The organism is Micromonospora sp. AMSO12t, from assembly GCF_008806585.1.
GTDB lineage: Bacteria > Actinomycetota > Actinomycetes > Mycobacteriales > Micromonosporaceae > Micromonospora > Micromonospora reichwaldensis.
Genome location: NZ_WAAS01000590.1, coordinates 1 through 510, shown reverse-complemented (window position 1 = coordinate 510; position 510 = coordinate 1). Strand labels below are relative to the sequence as shown.

The 510-nt window shown below is 75.7% G+C and carries 1 pseudogene; it reads right to left on the bottom strand.

Features of this window, described 5'->3' with window-relative positions:
• A pseudogene (locus F6X68_RS33080) lies at window positions 1–296 on the bottom strand (hypothetical protein); the annotation flags it as partial.
• Window positions 297–510 lie beyond the last annotated feature (214 nt).

The following is a 510-nucleotide window of genomic DNA, read 5'->3' as shown; positions in this document are numbered from 1 at the left end:
GCGTCGGCCGTGACGACCGTGGCCTTCGGGGTGTCGGTGCTGCCCGGGTCGGCGTCGGTCGGGGCGTCGACCCCGGGCGCGGTGGGGACGCGGTCGGCGACCGCCTCCGGCGCGGGGTCCACGGTCACCTCGGGGCGCGCTTCGTCCAGGGTGGCGACGGGCGGGGGGTCGACCACCACGGCGGTCATGCCGGCGACCGGGTCACCGTCCACCATGGGCGAGCCGTGGGTGGCGACCGCCGCGTCCCGTCGGCCGCGCCCGAACCAGCCGCCCGCCAGACCCACCAACAGAGCCACGATCAGTATCAGCCAGTGCCCGAAAGACCACGCCACGGCAAACCTCCCTATCGTTCATGTCCGGAAACCCGCGAGAAAAACTCGCCGCAGCTTCGCACACGCCCGACGAGGCCGACAGGCAGGACCGGGTGCCCGCCGTGGCGGCGGGACGGGTCGCGGCGGGCGGTGTTCGCCGGGGCGACGGAGGGTCGCCGCGTCGGCGTCCGCGTCCGCG